17 protein-coding genes and 1 tRNA gene are annotated in these 14,369 nt (G+C 67.9%); 9 read left to right on the forward strand and 9 right to left on the reverse strand.

The window, feature by feature from the left end:
* Positions 1 to 2: 2 nt before the first annotated feature.
* Positions 3 to 791 (reverse strand): flagellar basal-body rod protein FlgG, encoded by a 789-nt coding sequence (flgG, locus tag E7T10_RS06165; protein WP_137721123.1) that lies wholly within the window; start codon positions 789 to 791, stop codon positions 3 to 5.
* A gap of 14 nt (positions 792 to 805) precedes the next feature.
* Positions 806 to 1,546 (reverse strand): flagellar basal-body rod protein FlgF, encoded by a 741-nt coding sequence (flgF, locus tag E7T10_RS06170; protein ID WP_137721124.1) that lies wholly within the window; start codon positions 1,544 to 1,546, stop codon positions 806 to 808.
* Between the two features lie 180 nt (positions 1,547 to 1,726).
* Here flgF and E7T10_RS06175 point away from each other — a divergent pair, with 180 nt between their 5' ends.
* The 8 genes from E7T10_RS06175 to E7T10_RS06205 all read left to right on the forward strand — a co-directional run bounded on the left by E7T10_RS06175 (position 1,727) and on the right by E7T10_RS06205 (position 7,157).
* On the forward strand, positions 1,727 to 2,395 hold the full coding sequence (locus E7T10_RS06175; RefSeq protein WP_137721125.1) for a flagellar basal body-associated FliL family protein: 669 nt from the start codon (positions 1,727 to 1,729) through the stop codon (positions 2,393 to 2,395).
* Positions 2,396 to 2,397: 2 nt separating this feature from the next.
* On the forward strand, positions 2,398 to 3,441 hold the full coding sequence (gene fliM / locus E7T10_RS06180) for a flagellar motor switch protein FliM (RefSeq protein ID WP_017504455.1): 1,044 nt from the start codon (positions 2,398 to 2,400) through the stop codon (positions 3,439 to 3,441).
* The gene (locus E7T10_RS06185) at positions 3,441 to 4,022 is read left to right on the forward strand and encodes a DUF6468 domain-containing protein (RefSeq protein ID WP_137721126.1); all 582 of its coding nucleotides are present in this window, start codon (positions 3,441 to 3,443) and stop codon (positions 4,020 to 4,022) included. The genes fliM and E7T10_RS06185 overlap by 1 nt, the downstream gene beginning before the upstream one ends.
* Before the next feature lie 17 nt (positions 4,023 to 4,039).
* Complete coding sequence (locus tag E7T10_RS06190; protein WP_137721127.1) at positions 4,040 to 4,960, forward strand: MotE family protein; 921 nt, start codon at positions 4,040 to 4,042, stop codon at positions 4,958 to 4,960.
* An 86-nt stretch (positions 4,961 to 5,046) separates the two neighbouring features.
* A complete protein-coding gene (locus E7T10_RS15705; protein ID WP_155965911.1) occupies positions 5,047 to 5,187 on the forward strand; it encodes a hypothetical protein in 141 nt (46 codons plus the stop codon).
* A 96-nt stretch (positions 5,188 to 5,283) separates the two neighbouring features.
* Positions 5,284 to 5,523 (forward strand): DUF3297 family protein, encoded by a 240-nt coding sequence (locus E7T10_RS06195; protein ID WP_137721128.1) that lies wholly within the window; start codon positions 5,284 to 5,286, stop codon positions 5,521 to 5,523.
* A 43-nt stretch (positions 5,524 to 5,566) separates the two neighbouring features.
* Positions 5,567 to 7,012 (forward strand): M20/M25/M40 family metallo-hydrolase, encoded by a 1,446-nt coding sequence (locus E7T10_RS06200; protein WP_137721129.1) that lies wholly within the window; start codon positions 5,567 to 5,569, stop codon positions 7,010 to 7,012.
* A gap of 58 nt (positions 7,013 to 7,070) precedes the next feature.
* A tRNA-Leu gene (locus tag E7T10_RS06205) sits at positions 7,071 to 7,157 on the forward strand.
* Positions 7,158 to 7,174: 17 nt separating this feature from the next.
* Here the strand turns inward: E7T10_RS06205 and E7T10_RS06210 are convergent.
* Positions 7,175 to 8,584 carry an SLC13 family permease gene (locus E7T10_RS06210; RefSeq protein ID WP_091749145.1) on the reverse strand — a complete coding sequence of 470 codons (1,410 nt, stop codon included), beginning with the start codon at positions 8,582 to 8,584 and terminating at the stop codon, positions 7,175 to 7,177.
* Between the two features lie 89 nt (positions 8,585 to 8,673).
* Between E7T10_RS06210 and E7T10_RS06215 the strand changes: the two genes are divergently transcribed.
* Complete coding sequence (locus E7T10_RS06215; RefSeq protein WP_137721130.1) at positions 8,674 to 9,492, forward strand: hypothetical protein; 819 nt, start codon at positions 8,674 to 8,676, stop codon at positions 9,490 to 9,492.
* Between the two features lie 2 nt (positions 9,493 to 9,494).
* Here E7T10_RS06215 and E7T10_RS06220 read toward each other — a convergent pair whose 3' ends face one another.
* From E7T10_RS06220 to E7T10_RS06245, 6 genes are read right to left on the reverse strand one after another with little or no spacing between them, the layout of a single operon-like run.
* Positions 9,495 to 10,124 carry an isoprenylcysteine carboxylmethyltransferase family protein gene (locus E7T10_RS06220; RefSeq protein WP_137721131.1) on the reverse strand — a complete coding sequence of 210 codons (630 nt, stop codon included), beginning with the start codon at positions 10,122 to 10,124 and terminating at the stop codon, positions 9,495 to 9,497.
* 11 nt (positions 10,125 to 10,135) lie between these two features.
* On the reverse strand, positions 10,136 to 10,783 hold the full coding sequence (locus tag E7T10_RS06225) for a lipopolysaccharide assembly protein LapB (RefSeq protein WP_137721132.1): 648 nt from the start codon (positions 10,781 to 10,783) through the stop codon (positions 10,136 to 10,138).
* A 27-nt stretch (positions 10,784 to 10,810) separates the two neighbouring features.
* Positions 10,811 to 11,563: an SDR family NAD(P)-dependent oxidoreductase gene (locus tag E7T10_RS06230; RefSeq protein ID WP_137721133.1), complete on the reverse strand. Its 753-nt coding sequence runs from the start codon at positions 11,561 to 11,563 to the stop codon at positions 10,811 to 10,813.
* Positions 11,553 to 12,230 carry a TenA family transcriptional regulator gene (locus E7T10_RS06235; RefSeq protein ID WP_137721134.1) on the reverse strand — a complete coding sequence of 226 codons (678 nt, stop codon included), beginning with the start codon at positions 12,228 to 12,230 and terminating at the stop codon, positions 11,553 to 11,555. The genes E7T10_RS06230 and E7T10_RS06235 overlap by 11 nt, the downstream gene beginning before the upstream one ends.
* Before the next feature lie 8 nt (positions 12,231 to 12,238).
* Positions 12,239 to 13,663 (reverse strand): AMP-binding protein, encoded by a 1,425-nt coding sequence (locus E7T10_RS06240; RefSeq protein WP_137721135.1) that lies wholly within the window; start codon positions 13,661 to 13,663, stop codon positions 12,239 to 12,241.
* On the reverse strand, positions 13,660 to 14,346 hold the full coding sequence (locus E7T10_RS06245; protein WP_137721136.1) for a thermostable hemolysin: 687 nt from the start codon (positions 14,344 to 14,346) through the stop codon (positions 13,660 to 13,662). Before E7T10_RS06245 ends, E7T10_RS06240 begins: the two co-directional genes overlap by 4 nt.
* Positions 14,347 to 14,369: the final 23 nt, after the last annotated feature.

Here is a 14,369-nt window from a genome sequence, read left to right on the forward strand (position 1 = left end):
CCCTAGCCCTTCACTTGCGAGGCGACGGACAGCATCTGGTCGGCGGTGCTGATGACCTTGGAGTTCATCTCATAGGCGCGCTGCGCCACGATCAGGGCGCTGATCTCCGCGACCGCATCGACGTTCGACGCCTCGGTGTAGTTCTGCATGATCTGGCCATAACCGGCGTCGCCGGGCGTGCCGACGATCGCCGGGCCGGACGCGGCGGTCTCCAGCAGCAGGTTGTCGCCGATGGCTTCCAGTCCGGCCTCGTTGAAGAAGCTGGCCAGTTCGATCTGACCGACCGTGGTCGGGGCGGGCTGTCCGGCCTGGGTCACCTGGACCAGACCGGTCTTTGAGATCGACACCTTGGTCGCGTCCTGCGGGATGGTGATCGCCGGCTCCAGCAGATAGCCGTCGTCGGTCACCATCTGACCTTCTGGATTGACCTGCAGATTGCCGGCGCGGGTGTAGGCCTTTTCGCCAGACGGCAGGCTGATCTGGAAATAGCCCTTGCCGTCGATGGCCATGTCGTAAGGGTTGCCGGTCATCTGCGGCGTGCCCTGTTCGGTGACGCGGTAGACGGCCCCCGCCTTGACGCCTGCGCCGATCTGGATGCCGGTCGGAACCACGGTGCCGGCGGCCGAGGACTGGGCCCCCATGCGTTCGACGTTCTGGTACAGCAGGTCCTGGAACTCGGCGCGCTGCTTCTTGAAGCCCACCGTGTTCATGTTGGCGATGTTGTTGGAGATGACCTCCACGTTCAGCTGCTGGGCGGCCATGCCTGAAGCTGCGGTTCTCAGAGCGCGCATGTTCCGGCTCTCCCTTAAGCGGCCTTGCCGAGGCGCTCGACGGCGCGACGGCTCAGGTCTGTGGTGTTTTCGATCAGCTTAGAAATGCTCTCGTAGGCGCGGCTGATCTCGACGAGATTGGTGATTTCGATCAACGGATTTACGTTCGAAGATTCCAGCGAGCCCTGATGAACCTGGGCGTCGGCGGCCTCGATCGGCTGGGCGTTGGACTTATTGCGGTAGAGACTGTCGCCGCCCTTTTCGAGCACGCCCAGCGTATCGAAACGCACGACCGACAGCCGGCCGGTGACCTGTCCGTTCTGGGTGATGGTGCCGTCGGCGCCGACGCTGGGCGCGCCGAGCGCCGGGTCCAGAACGATTTCCGCGCCGCCGCCAAGGACGGCCTGACCCTGTTTGGTGGTCAAACGCCCCTCCGGGTCCAGGGTGAAGGCGCCGTCGCGGGTGTAGGCCTCGCCGTTGGCGCCGTCACGCACGGTGAAGAAGGCGCCTTCGCCGGAGATGGCGAAGTCCAGCGAGCGGCCAGTCTGCTGCATCGAGCCCTGGCCGAAGTCGCGGCCGACGCCATTGTCCAGCACGAAGCTGGCCGACGGGCGGATCGAATCGTTGCGCGCCCGCTGCCCGATCTCGGTTCCGAGCATCAGCTGCTCGACCTTGAAGCCGTTGGTGTTGGCGTTGGCGACGTTGTTGGCCACGATGTCCAGTTCGCGACGCAGCGTCATCTGGCGTGACAGTCCGATATAGGCGGCGTTTTCCACGAGAGGCGTGCTCCTTCGCCTCAGCCTCTCGCAACGGCCGTGCCAACAGGGTTAATTCAGGCGCAATGCGGGTTTGAGCGGGATTGGGCCGCTTCCAACCCGGCAAATCCTGCCCATTGTAAACGTCGCGTTAACCAAACCGGACGATCCTCCTCATGAGAGAGTCTCCGGGGCGCGCGCATGTTCAAGTTCGGCAAGAAGAAGGGTGCGCCTGCGGCCGACGCCGACGCCAACCTGCCGGCTGTGACAGAAGGCGAGGCCGCCGAGGGCGACGCCGCCGCGCCCAAGAAAAAGAAAATCCCGCTGTTGTTCATCATCGCGCCGGTCGCCTTGCTGGTGCTGGGCGGCGGGGGGACGGCCGCCTTCTTAATGCTGAAGCCCAAGCCCGCCGAAGCGCACGGCGCCGAGGCCGAAGCCGGCCACGGAGAAGGGAAGGCTGATAAGGCCGAAAAAAAGGAAGAGAAGAAGGAAGGCGGCGGTCACGGCGGCGGCAAGGAAGGCGAGGCCGATCCGGCGCTGGGCGTCATTTCTGAAGGGCCGGATGGCGTCACCTTCTACACCCTGCCCGACATGGTCATGAACATTCAGTCGCCGGACGGCCGTCCGACCTTCCTGAAACTGAAGCTGACGCTGGAGATGCAGGACGCCGAGGTGGCGACCCATCTGCAGGAAGAGATGCCCCGTCTGCAGGACATGTTCACCGGCTTCGTGCGCGAACTGCGCCCTGAGGACCTCAGCGGCTCGGCCGGCACCTATCAGCTGCGCGCTGAGATTCTGCGCCGCGTCAATCTGATCGCCGCTCCGGGCAAGGTCGACGCCGTGCTGATCGAAGAAATGCTGGTGCAATAGGCATGACGGACGCGGCGCAACTCGATCCGTTCGGCGGTCTGGGCGATCCTGGCGACGCCCTGTCCGAACGCGTCCTGAACCAGGATGAAATCGACAGCCTGCTGGGCTTCGATCTGGGCGACGACGACGGTTCCGAACGCTCGGGCATCCGGGCCATCATCAACTCCGCGCTCGTCAGCTACGAGCGTCTGCCGATGCTGGAGATCGTGTTCGACCGCCTGGTGCGGTTGATGACGACCAGCCTTCGCAACTTCACCTCCGACAACGTCGAAGTCAGCCTGGACAATATCTCGTCGATCCGGTTCGGCGACTATCTGAACTCGATCCCGCTGCCGGCCATCCTGGCGGTGTTCCGCGCCGAAGAGCTGGACAACTACGGCCTGCTGACCGTCGATTCCAACCTGATCTATTCGATCGTCGACGTGCTGCTGGGCGGTCGTCGCGGCACGGCGGCGCTGCGCATCGAAGGCCGGCCCTACACCACCATCGAGCGAGTGCTGGTGCAGCGGATGGTCGAGGTGGTGCTGAACGACGCGCGCCAGGCGTTCGAGCCGCTGACCCCGGTCCACTTCAACCTGGACCGGCTGGAGACCAACCCGCGCTTCGCCGCCATCGCGCGTCCCGCCAACGCCGCCATCCTGATCAAACTGCGGATCGACATGGAGGATCGCGGCGGTCGCATCGAGCTGCTGCTGCCCTATGCGACACTGGAGCCGATCCGCAAGATGCTGCTGCAGCAGTTCATGGGCGAGAAGTTCGGCCGCGACAACATTTGGGAAGGCCACCTGGCCACCGAGATCTGGACGACCGAGACCGAAGTCCGCGCGGTCCTGGACGAACAGCAGATGCCGCTGTCCAGCGTGCTGAACCTCAAGGTCGGCGACACGATGATGCTGAACGCCACGCCGGATTCCGAGGTGTCGATCCGCGCCGGCTCCATCCCGCTGACCACTGGCCGCATGGGTCGCAAGGGCCAGCACATCGCCATACGTGTCGAAGGGCCGGTCAATCCGGAAGTCGCCGCCCGCCTGGGAGTGAACGTCTGATGGCCGGAATGATCATGGACGGAGTGCTGATGGTGCTGCTGATCGCGGCGGTCGGTTACGGCATCAAGCTGGAACGCAAGCTGGCCGCCTTGCGCGCCGGACAGCTGGCCTTCGCCCAGGCCGTCACCGAATTGAACGCCGCCGCCGGCCGCGCCGAAAATGCGCTCGCCACCCTTCGCGCCTCGGGTCAGGAAACGGACCTGCTTCACGACCGCATCATCAAGGCGCGAGAGGTGAAGGCCCAGCTGGAAACCTTGATCGCCCGCGCACCGGCCATGGCGCCGGCGCGGATCGTCGAGGACGAACCTGTCCGTCGCGCGACCCCGGCCGCCCTGGCTCCGGCGCCGGCCGAGACCGAAGACGAGGCGCGGGCCGAGCGTATGGCGGCCCTGGCGCAACGCATACAGGGACTGGCCAGTCCCGCTTCGAACCGTCGCAATGAAGCCGTCGCCCCCGCCGGGCGCGACAATGTCGCCGCCATCGTTCAGGCCCTGACGGCCGGACGCTCCGCTAACCATTCCGCCAAACAAAGCCTCAACGCCGCGCGTCGTAATCTTGACGACGACCTGTTCGCCGCCTGAGTTCGGAACCCCATTTCATGGCCCGCCTTCCCCGCATCCTGCCCCTGATCGCCATCGCCATCGGCGGGGTCGTCGCCGTGCGCGCCGTCGGCGTCGCGCCTGGCCTGTTCGACGGGGCCAAGGCCTGGGCCGAGGAGGCGGTTCCCGCTGCGGCCGGCGCGCCGCCCAAGCCGGCTCTGCCCGGAACCTGTTCCGCCCTGTCTCCCGAACAACTGGCCCAGCAGGCGGGGATTTCGCCGGCCGAGCTGAAAATCATTCAGTCGTTGTCGCAGCGCCGCGCGGCGCTGGATGCGCGGGATCAGGACTTCGCCACCACCCTGCCGCTGATGGTGGCCGCCGAGCAGAAGCTGGACGCCAAGGTCAAGGCGCTTGAAGCCTTGAAGGCCGAGATGAAGCAGATGCTCGGCCAGGTCGACGAGCGCGAGAAGGCCGAGATCGACCGTCTGGTTCAGGTCTATTCCGCCATGCGTCCCAAGGAGGCCGCCCCGGTCATGGCGGCGCTGGAGGACCGGGTGCGCCTGCCGGTCGCCGCCGCCATGCGCCCGCGCACCCTGGCCGCCATCATGGCCCAAATGAGCGCTCCGCAGGCCAAGGAGCTGACCGAAAAACTCGCCGCCCGCTTCCAGGCCCAGCAGATGGCCGCCCGCGCCGCCGCCGCCGAGGCCGCGACGCCGCCGGCCGCGACGCCCGCCGCTTCTGCGCCCACCGCCGCGACGCCGCCCGCGACACCGACGGCTCAGCCCGCCACCGCCCCGACGACCCGTCCGACGCCGCGCCCGGCCGCCAGCCGTCCCGCTGCGCGACCGGCGGCTCGCCCGGCTGCGACCCCGGCGCGTCGTCCCGCCGCCACGCCTGCGGCGGCTCCCGCTGCGACCGGCCCGCAGGCCTATCAGCCGTCAGCCGCCCCCAACGCCCAGCCCCGTCAAATTGTGCAGTAACCTTAAGTGTGATCTCGGCGCTGACGTTTCGTCTCGACAGCGCGCGCTGTTCGACCAATGATCTTCGAACGCTCCGTCAGAGAGCGATGACATCGAGGATCCGCGCCATGATCGGCGAACTGCTTTACGTGGCGCACCGCATGCGCCGGGCCATCATACTCGCCGTTCCGGCGGTCGGAACCGTGATGATGGCCGCCGTCGCCCAGCACTATCATCTGCTGCCCTAAAGGTCTTCGAGCCCGGTTTGGCCCGGTTTCGGATTGGCAGGGCGCGCCTGCGCGTCTATCACCGCGCCTTCCCGAGATCTGAACCCGACCAACGCCATGTCCGACACGCCCCCCGATCGCCTTTCGGTCGACCCGTCCAGCCCGTACCACGACGCCGAGGTCCTGCAACGCGGCGTCGGCGTTCGCTTCAAGGGTGAAGAGAAGACCAACGTCGAGGAATATTGCGTCTCCGAAGGCTGGGTCCGTTTGGCGCTCGGCAACCGCGTGGATCGCAAGGGCAAGGCCCTGACCGTGAAACTGCAGGGTCCGGTCGAACCCTATTTCCAGAACGACTGAACCTACATAGGGTCCGGCTCTCATCTGAGTCCGGAGCCTGCCTATGTCCATCCGTCTGCTGACCGCCAGCGCCGTCGCCCTGGGTCTTGTCGCGTTTATTCCGGCGGCCCATGCGCAGGATGCGGCGACGGTGCAGCAGGCGATCGTCGTGCGCGACGCCGCGATGCGCTCGAATATCGCCATGGACTATGTCACCCAGCTGACGACACGGTTCGGCGCACGCCCGGCCGGCTCACGCGCCGAGCAGCAGGCCGCCGCCTGGGCCGCCGACTATCTGCGCGCCAACGGCTTCCAGAACATTCGCATCGAGGAGTTCCCGCTGGTCGGCTGGGAGCGGGGCGAAAGCTCGGCCGCCATCGTCGGCGACAACGCCCAGGCCCTGGTCGCCGCCGCCCTGGGCCACTCGCCGGCCACGCCGAGGGGCGGCGTCGAGGCGGAGATCGTGCGCTTCTCCACCTTCGAAGACCTGCAGGCCGCGCCCGAGGCCGCCGTCCGCGGCAAGATCGTCTATGTCGATCTGGGCCAGATGCGCCCGATGCAGGACGGCTCCGGATATGGCCCCCAGACCCGCGTGCGCGGCGCCGGCCCCGGCGTGGCGGCGGCGAAGGGCGCGGCGGCCTTCGTCATGCGCTCGGTCGGCTCTGACGAGGACCGGATGCCGCACACCGGCACCACACGCTATGTCGACGGCAAGCCGACCATTCCCGCCTTCGCCCTGGCCGCGCCCGACGCCGATCAGGTCAGCCGCCTGGTCGCCCTGGGTCAGCCGGTGCGCATGCGCCTGACCTCGACCGCCCGCACCTATCAGACGCACAGCCAGAACGTCATCGGCGATCTGCCCGGCGCCACGCGCCCCGACGAGATCATCGTCCTGGGGTCGCATATGGACAGTTGGGACCTGGGCACTGGCGCCATCGACGACGGGGCAGGGGGCGCCATCACCGTCGCCGCCGCCAAGGCCATCGCCGACAGCGGCCGCCGCCCGGCCCGCACCCTGCGCGTCATCTTCTACGGTTCGGAAGAAGTGGCCCAGCCGACCGCCCAGACTGGCAACGGCGGCGGCGTCTACGCGCGTGGCCAGGGCGCAGCGCTGGACAAGCATATCATCGCCGGCGAGAGCGATTTCGGCGCCGACCGCGTCTATGCCCTGCGCCTGCCCGCCGGCGCGCAAGGCTCGGACTTTCAGAAGGCCGCGACCCGCGTCCTCTATCCGATCGGCGTCCTGGCCTCCGATCGCGTCGAGACCGAAGGCGGCGTCGACGTCGGACCCATGGGCCCGCTGGGCGTGCCCTTCTTCGGCCTCGCTCAGGACGGAACCCGCTATTTCGACCTGCACCACACCGCCAACGACACGCTGGACAAGATCGACCCGGCGCAACTGAACCAGAACGTCGCCGCCTGGGCGGGCCTGCTGTGGCTGCTCGCCGACTCGGACGTGGACTTCCGGGCGATGAGGCCCGCCACCACGCCGACGACCCCGACACGCTGACGACTTGGAGACCCGGCCCGGTTCCGTCTATAGGAGCCGAACCGGGCCAGACCGGGCTGCGGGCGTGGCGAAACTGGTAGACGCAGCAGACTTAAAATCTGCCGGACGAAAGTCCTTGCCGGTTCGATCCCGGCCGCCCGCACCACTCCGAACGCTACTCGATCAAAACGGGAAGAAGATCGGGATGGCGACCATGGCGGCGATCCAGGTGATCAGATTCAGGGGCAGACCGACGCGGACGAAGTCCATGTAGCTGTAGCCGCCCATGTTGAAGACCAGCACATTGGTCTGATAGCCGAACGGGGTGGCGAAGGCGGCAGAGGCCGCCATCATGACGCACACCAGGAAGGGGCGGGGATCGACGCCCAGGCTTTCGGCCAGGGCTACGGCGATGGGGGTGATCAGGACCGCGACGGTGGCGTTGGACAGCAGTTCGGTGGCGAACAGCGTCACGCCGTAAAGCACGATCAGGGCGCCCAGCGGCCCCAAGGGGCGAATCACGCCGATCAGACGATCTGCGCCGGCGGACGCGAGCCCCGTCACTTCGATCGCCGTGCCGACCACGACCATCCCGGCGATAAGCAGCAGGATTTCGGGGCGCAGTCCGGCATAGGCCTCTTCGGGCGTGATGACGCGCAGCAGGATCAAGCCGACGGCGCCGGCGAAGGCCGAGGCAGCGATCGGCGCCCACCCCAGCGCGGCCGACAGGATCACCAGAACAAACACGCCGAGCGAGATCGCAGCCGGCCTCAGCCGCAGCGGACGGTCGGCGGCGCCATACAGTTCGACGTCGCCGAGATGCGCGTCGCCCGATCCGTCGACCTGGTTTCGTGATCCGCCCAGGCGCGGCAGGCCGAACGGCAGCAGGCGCTTGCGGCGATTGATGGCTTCGGCCTCTGCGCGACGACGCGCCTCTTCCATTTCCGCCAGACGCGCGGCTTCCGCCTCGTCCATGGCGACCGATCGACCCAGTTGGCGCGCGCCCACAAAATAGAGCCATAGGCCGCCGACGACGGCGATGGCCAATCCCACGGGCGTGATTTCGAACAGGCCGAAGACCGGCTGGCCGGCGTTGCGGGCCATATCGTTGACCAGCAGATTGGTCGATGTCCCGATCAGCGTCAGTAGACCGCCCATGACCGTGACGTGGCTGAGCGGCATCAGAAAGCGTTTGGGCGACAGGCGCAGCGACTGGGCCACGTCGCGGATCACCGGCGCGGCCAGAACCACCACAGGGGTGTTGTTCAGAAAGCCGCCGACCGAACCGCACAGGCCGATGACGATCCAGATGCCTCGGGCGCCGATCCGGGCGGAAAGCTGCGTCGCCTGTCGGATCAGCCAGCCTAAAAGGCCGGACAGTTCAATGGCGTAGGCGATAACGAACAGGCCGGCCAGCGCGATGACCGCGGGACTGGCGAACGCGCCCTGCACCTCGACCGGCCGCACGACGCCCAGCAGCAGAAGCACGGCGGCCCCCGTCAGGGCGACGACATCGGCCCGCATCTTGCCATGGATCAGGACGCCCACGACGGCGACGAGCACGGCGAGGGCGGCGATCTGGTCGAAAGTCATGATGCTGTGCAGACCGTCCCCCATCGCTCGCGTCAACCTTTTTCGGGTGAGCGCATCCCCCTCAGCGGTTCGCGTGTTAGGGTGGTTCCATGCTCGATCCGATTGCGTCGCCTCGTCACCAGCTCGTCGTGCTTGCAGTGTCCCTGTTGGCGCTCGCCGGCTGCCAGCGTGAGCCGCAGCCGGCGCCCGCTCCGGACAAAAAATCCGAAACGCCGCCGGTCGTGACGGTCGCGCCAGCGCCGGTCCTGGACCGCGCCGGCCTGCTTCAGGCCATGGACATCGCCGCCTCGGCCTTCGCCGCAGGGCGCGAGGTCGGGGGCGCCTCTCTGGCAGGACGTCGCTTTGTCGTGCGCCAGGCCTTTGGGTGCAGTGAGCCCGGCGACGCCGCCGAGGCTGCGACCGATGGGCTGGCGACAGTCGCTTGGGCGAAGGATCGCCAGAGCTTGAAGTTCAGCCTGGCGCCGACGGATTGGCTGCGGTCCGGCCTGATCGGAAACGACGACACCAGCCTGGAGGCGGTCGAAGGCTTCTGGTTGGCCCGGCCGTGGCTGCGCACCGAGGCCTGCCCGGCGCTGGCGTCCGCAGACTCGGCTTCAAGCCAGGCCTCGCCTCAAACGGCGGGTCTGGCCGCCGTATTCAAGCCAAACGGCGCGCGGACTGGCCGCCGAAACGGCCGCGCCTATGAGTTCACCCTGCGCGGCGAGGATGGCCAGCCGCCTGCGCCATCAGCACAGGGCTATCGTCTCGTGCTGGAAGGCCGGATGACCGCCTTCGCCGACGGCCGCGCTATCCACTGTCGTGCGGCAGCCCCTGATCAACGGCCGGTTTGCATCGGCGCAGTGCAACTCGACCGCGTCGCCTTCGAAGACGCCAACGGCCAAATGCTCAGCGAATGGCGCGACGGTTAGGTCTAGAACAGACTGACCGGAAAACCGATCAACCCTGATGACTGCAGATGCTCGATGCCCTCCATGACGGGGAGGGCGGCGAGGAACACCAGGCCGTCGCGCAGGGTGCGGACGAAGAAGGCGGGACGGATGGTCAGTTCGTCAGCGTCGCGCCAGCGGGCGGGATTGGGCAGGAAGCGCGGCGTGCGGGCGCAGTAGGCGGCGTAGGGCGCGCCGAAATGTTCGGCCAGCCAGGCCTCTTCGCGACCGACCGTGCGCAGGAAGACCAGGAAGGTCGCCACGGCGAAGATCGCGCCGATCGTCACGCTGCCGGTCTGGGCGCCGACTCCGAAGGCGCCGATGAAGCTGAAGACATAGAGCGGGTTGCGCGTGATGGAATAGGGGCCGCGATCGACGATCTCGGCCTTCTTGCGTCCGCCGATATAGAGCGAGCACCAGGCGCGGCCGACGATGGCGACGATGATCGCGGCCAGGCCCAGGCCTTCGACGCCCTCATGCCATTCGCCGTCGAGGGCGGCGACCGAGCGGACGCTGGCGGTCAGGACGATGAGGGCCAGCAGAACAAGACCGGCGAACCATTTGCGACGCCGCTGAACGACGTCGAGAGACAGGGCAGGGGGAACAGGGCTCATGGCGGGTCTGTTCACTGATGCTGCTGGGCGCGGACGAGCAGGGCGCGGGCCTCGGCCTTGCGACCACGGTCGGCGACGGCGCGACCGGGACGGGCGGGGGCGTCGATGGCCTTTTGCAGATAACGGGCGGCGCCGTTCCAGTCGTGTTCGCGCACCAGCAGATCGCCCATGAAGAAATTGGCGTCGACGTCGTTGGGCGCCATGGCCAAACCGCGCTGGAGGTAGTCGCGGGCGCGCTGGCGGTTGCCGAAACCGATCGGGGCGCCCGGCACCTGGGCGTAGAGCGAACCGAGGCTGACATAGACCGAGCCGTTCAGCGCGCGCGGGTTGATCCGCTCGGCCTGTTCCAGTTCGGTGCGCGCTTCACGCACCAGGCCCAAGGCGCCGATGCCGCCCTTCAGTCCGGCTTCCGATGCGGTGATGATGGCGTCCCAGACGAGAGGTTCGGCGCGGTTGGGGCATTGGGCCACGACGGCGTCGGCCTGGGTGTTCAGCCGCGCCATTTCCGCCATTCGTACGCCTTGCGGGACCTCGAAATTCACATGGTCCCACGACTGCTGGAGACCGCGCGCGCGGTCGTCGCAGGCGTCGGCATGAGCGACGGAGGCGACCGTCAGGGGGGCGGCCATCAGGGCCAGGGCGAACAGGGCGGTCTTCATGGCGTGTCTCTCCTTTTGTTCTGTGGTTCAGCCGGCGAACAGGGCGCGGGCCTTCAGGTCGTTTGATTTCAGGGCGCCGTCGATCAGGCCGGGCGCCAGGGCGTTAAGGCGGACGAACAGGCTTTCGGGGAAGCCGAGGTAGACGTCGCGGCGATCGCTGCGGATGGCGGCGACGATGCGGTCGGCGATCGGGTCGGGATCGTCGACAGCCATGCCGGTCAGGCGCGCATATTCGTCGACCTTGGCGGAGTTGAACGGCGTGGCCACCGCGCGGGGCGCGACATAGGTGACGCCGACGCCCGTGCCGGCCAGTTCGCGACGCAACGATTGGCTGAGCGCCCGCATCCCGGCCTTGGCGCTGGAATAGCTGGCGAAGTGGGCGAAGTTGATCGAGCCGAAAATGGAGCCGACGTTGGCGATCTGGCCGTGCTTGCGTGCCTTCATGCCGGGCAGGACGGCTTGGGCCAGACGCGCCGGCGCGACCAGATTGACCATATAGGTCGCCAGCAGATGCTCGGGCGTCTGCTGCTCCAGCGGGCCGAAATGCTGGATGCCGGCGATATTGATCAAAATGTCCCAGGCGCGGCCGCCGGCCAGTTCGGCGACGCTGTCCAGGCCCTGCGGAGTGGACAGGTCGCCCACCAGGGTGTGATGGCCCGCCACCGGCGCGCGGGCGACGATCGTGACCCGACCGCCCTCGCGCTCGATCCGCTCGACCACACGACGCCCCAAGGCGCCGGAGCCGCCGGTGACTAGGATGTTGCGATCCTCAAACTGCATCGACCGTTTCCCGCGCTGCGATGTGGGGGATGGAGGCGAAGACCCCGCCGAACAGGCCGAACATCACCTTGGCCATGTGGACGATGGCGGCGCGGTCGTCGGCGTCCGACACTCCGTCCAGCAGTTGCTTGAGGAACAGGATGTGATCCTGATCCAGAGCCCCGTGGGAAATCAGATAGGTGAACGCGGCGGGCGGGAGGCCGAGGCTCTGTTGCACGGCCTCGGCGCCGACGCTGGCCAGCTGAATGCTGGTGCCCTCCAGCACATAGATCATGCCGAAAAAGGCCATCGGATTGATGCGCTGGATGGTGTCATAAGCATAGGCCACCATCAGTTCGGTCGCGACGTTCGGGCCGTGCTGCACGGTCTGATCGGGGTCGCCGCCGGCGGCGCGGATGTCGTTCAGAATCCACTGCTCGTGGCCGGTTTCCTCGGCGATATAGTCGTCGAGCGCGGCCTTGAAGACGGCGTGATCATCGTCCAGCCGCGCCCGGGCGGCCTGCATCAGCGGCACGGTGTGGCGGACGTGGTGATAGGCCTGGGCCAGATAGGCGACGTAGGTGTCGCGGCTGATGCGGCCGGCCAAGCCGTCCCTGATCTGGGGGATGGCGGCGAAGGCGGCTCGCTCGGTTGCGGTCGCGGCGACCAAGGTTTCAAAAAACGACATGCGAACTCTCAGGCGGCTTGCGAGGGGGAGGGGGCGTAGGTGCGCAGCAGGGTCTTTCGACGCGGCCGACCGTTGGCGGTGACCTGACCGGCGGCGGGATCGAAGGGCGGCACCAGACGCCAGTCGCCGATGCGGGCGTAGTCGGGCAGGCGGGCGTTGGCGCGCGCGACGGCGGCTTCGACCTGGGCCGGTTCGGCGCCCGGCATCGCCACGATCAGGGCCGACAACGCCGCCTGCGCCTCGCCCATCGCCATGGCCTGAAGGATCTGGGGCTCGGCCAGAAGCTCGCTCTCGACCCATTCGGGCGCGACGTTGCGGCCGAAGGCGGTGATCAGGGTGTTGGCCTTGCGGCCTTCGATGGTGAGCCTTCCATCGGCGTCGAAGCGGCCGACGTCGCCGGTGTGCAGACGCTCCGGCGCTGGCGCCTGGCCGACGTAACCGAGGAAGGGATGGGGCGAGACCAGGATTTCGCCGTCGTCGGCCAGATGGACATCAAGGTGAGGCAGAGGCCGGCCGACCGTGCCGGGGCGGGCGTCGTCCGGACTGTTGAGCGCCACGACCGAGGCGCATTCGCTGAGGCCATAGCCCTCGACCACGGGCAGGCCGGCGTTGGCGGCGGCCTCCAGCAGGGCCGGGGACACGCGGGCGCCGCCGACCGCGATCATCTCCAGCCGATGATCCAGCCGCATCACGCTTCGAGCAGCGATCAGGCCGCGCAGCAGTTCGGGAACCAGGATCAGGGTCGTGGCGCCGGTCTGGACAACTGTGGTCAGCAGGCGCGCGAAGTCGGGGCGGAAGGCCTCGCCCATCCCGGCCTCGGCCAGGCTGGCGGCGTGATAGCGGCCGCCGGCCAGAAGCGTCGCATAGAGGCCGGCGACATTCTCCAGCAGCACCGCCAGCGGCAGCACCGGCAGATGCAGCCCGGCGCGGTCTCGGCCCAGGACCTGAACCAGAGAGGCGGCGACCGCCTCCATCTGATCCTGCGACAGGCAGACGCCCTTGGGCGCGCCGGTCGAGCCGGAGGTGTAGGTGATCTTGGCCGTGCCGGGATGCAGATCCCGCACCGGCAGCCCCGTCGGCGTCAGCCGGATCGGCGCGCCGCCCGCCGTCAGTTCGCCCGGAGCGCCCGGCGTGATCAGCAGCCCCGCGCCGGCGTCGGCCAGAGCATGATCGCGTTGAGCGGCCGTGAAGAAGGGCGGGATCGGCACGCTCGGTCGCTGGGCGAGGATCAGCGCCAGATCGACGACGACCCAGGCCGGCCCGTTGTCGAGCAGGACACCGACCGGAGATCGATCATCGGCCAGGGCGGTGGCCAGCTGACCGACCTGCGCCAGCAGTTCGGCCGCGGTCAGCGAACCTTCGGCCCACTGGATCACCACATCATCGGGCGTGGTGCGGGCGCGACGCGACAGGGCGTCCAGAACGGCGCTCATGAGCGATCCTCGTAGTGCAGACGGGTGCGGACGGCCCGTCCGACCGGCGCGGTTTCGGAGAAGTGATCCAGCGGTGCGGTCGCCGCGTCGATCGAGCCGGCCAGCACCACCGGATCGGTCTGATAGTAGGCGCCCCAGCTGCCGCCGCCGTCGTCGAGGCGGCGCGGATCGGCGCGCGCGAGTTGAAGCGCGCCCAGACCGGCCTTGTGGAAGATGCGGCGCAGTTCGTCGGTCGCGGTGGCGACGGCGAACCGGAGACCTTCGGACTGCAGATGATGGGCCATGGCGGCGAACAGGAAGACGGTCGCGCCCTGTCCGCTGGAGGCCAGGCTGCCGATCTCAACCACCTGCGCGCGGTCGATGACGGCGCCGATGGCCTGGCTCAGCACGGTCTCGACGGAACCGTCCAGATATTGTTCCAAGTACAGGGGCGCCTCGGCCGCGTGCCGGAAGCCGACGGCGGCGTAGATGACGCCCGCCTCGTCCTGAACGCTCATCAGGGTCGGGAAATGGGCCTGGATCTGGCCGCCATAGGCCTCGGCATAGGCCGCCTCAATGAACTGCTCCACGCGGCGACGTTCGCCTCGGCAGGGGTCGTCGAACCGGATGATGCGCGACGACAGCGTGCGGCGCACGCGCGGCCGAACCGGATCGGCGTCTTCGGGCAGGCGGAGTGGAAACATGCGGGCCTCGGGCCTGGGGACTT

The sequence above is a fragment of the Brevundimonas sp. SGAir0440 genome, assembly GCF_005484585.1.
Classification (GTDB): domain Bacteria; phylum Pseudomonadota; class Alphaproteobacteria; order Caulobacterales; family Caulobacteraceae; genus Brevundimonas.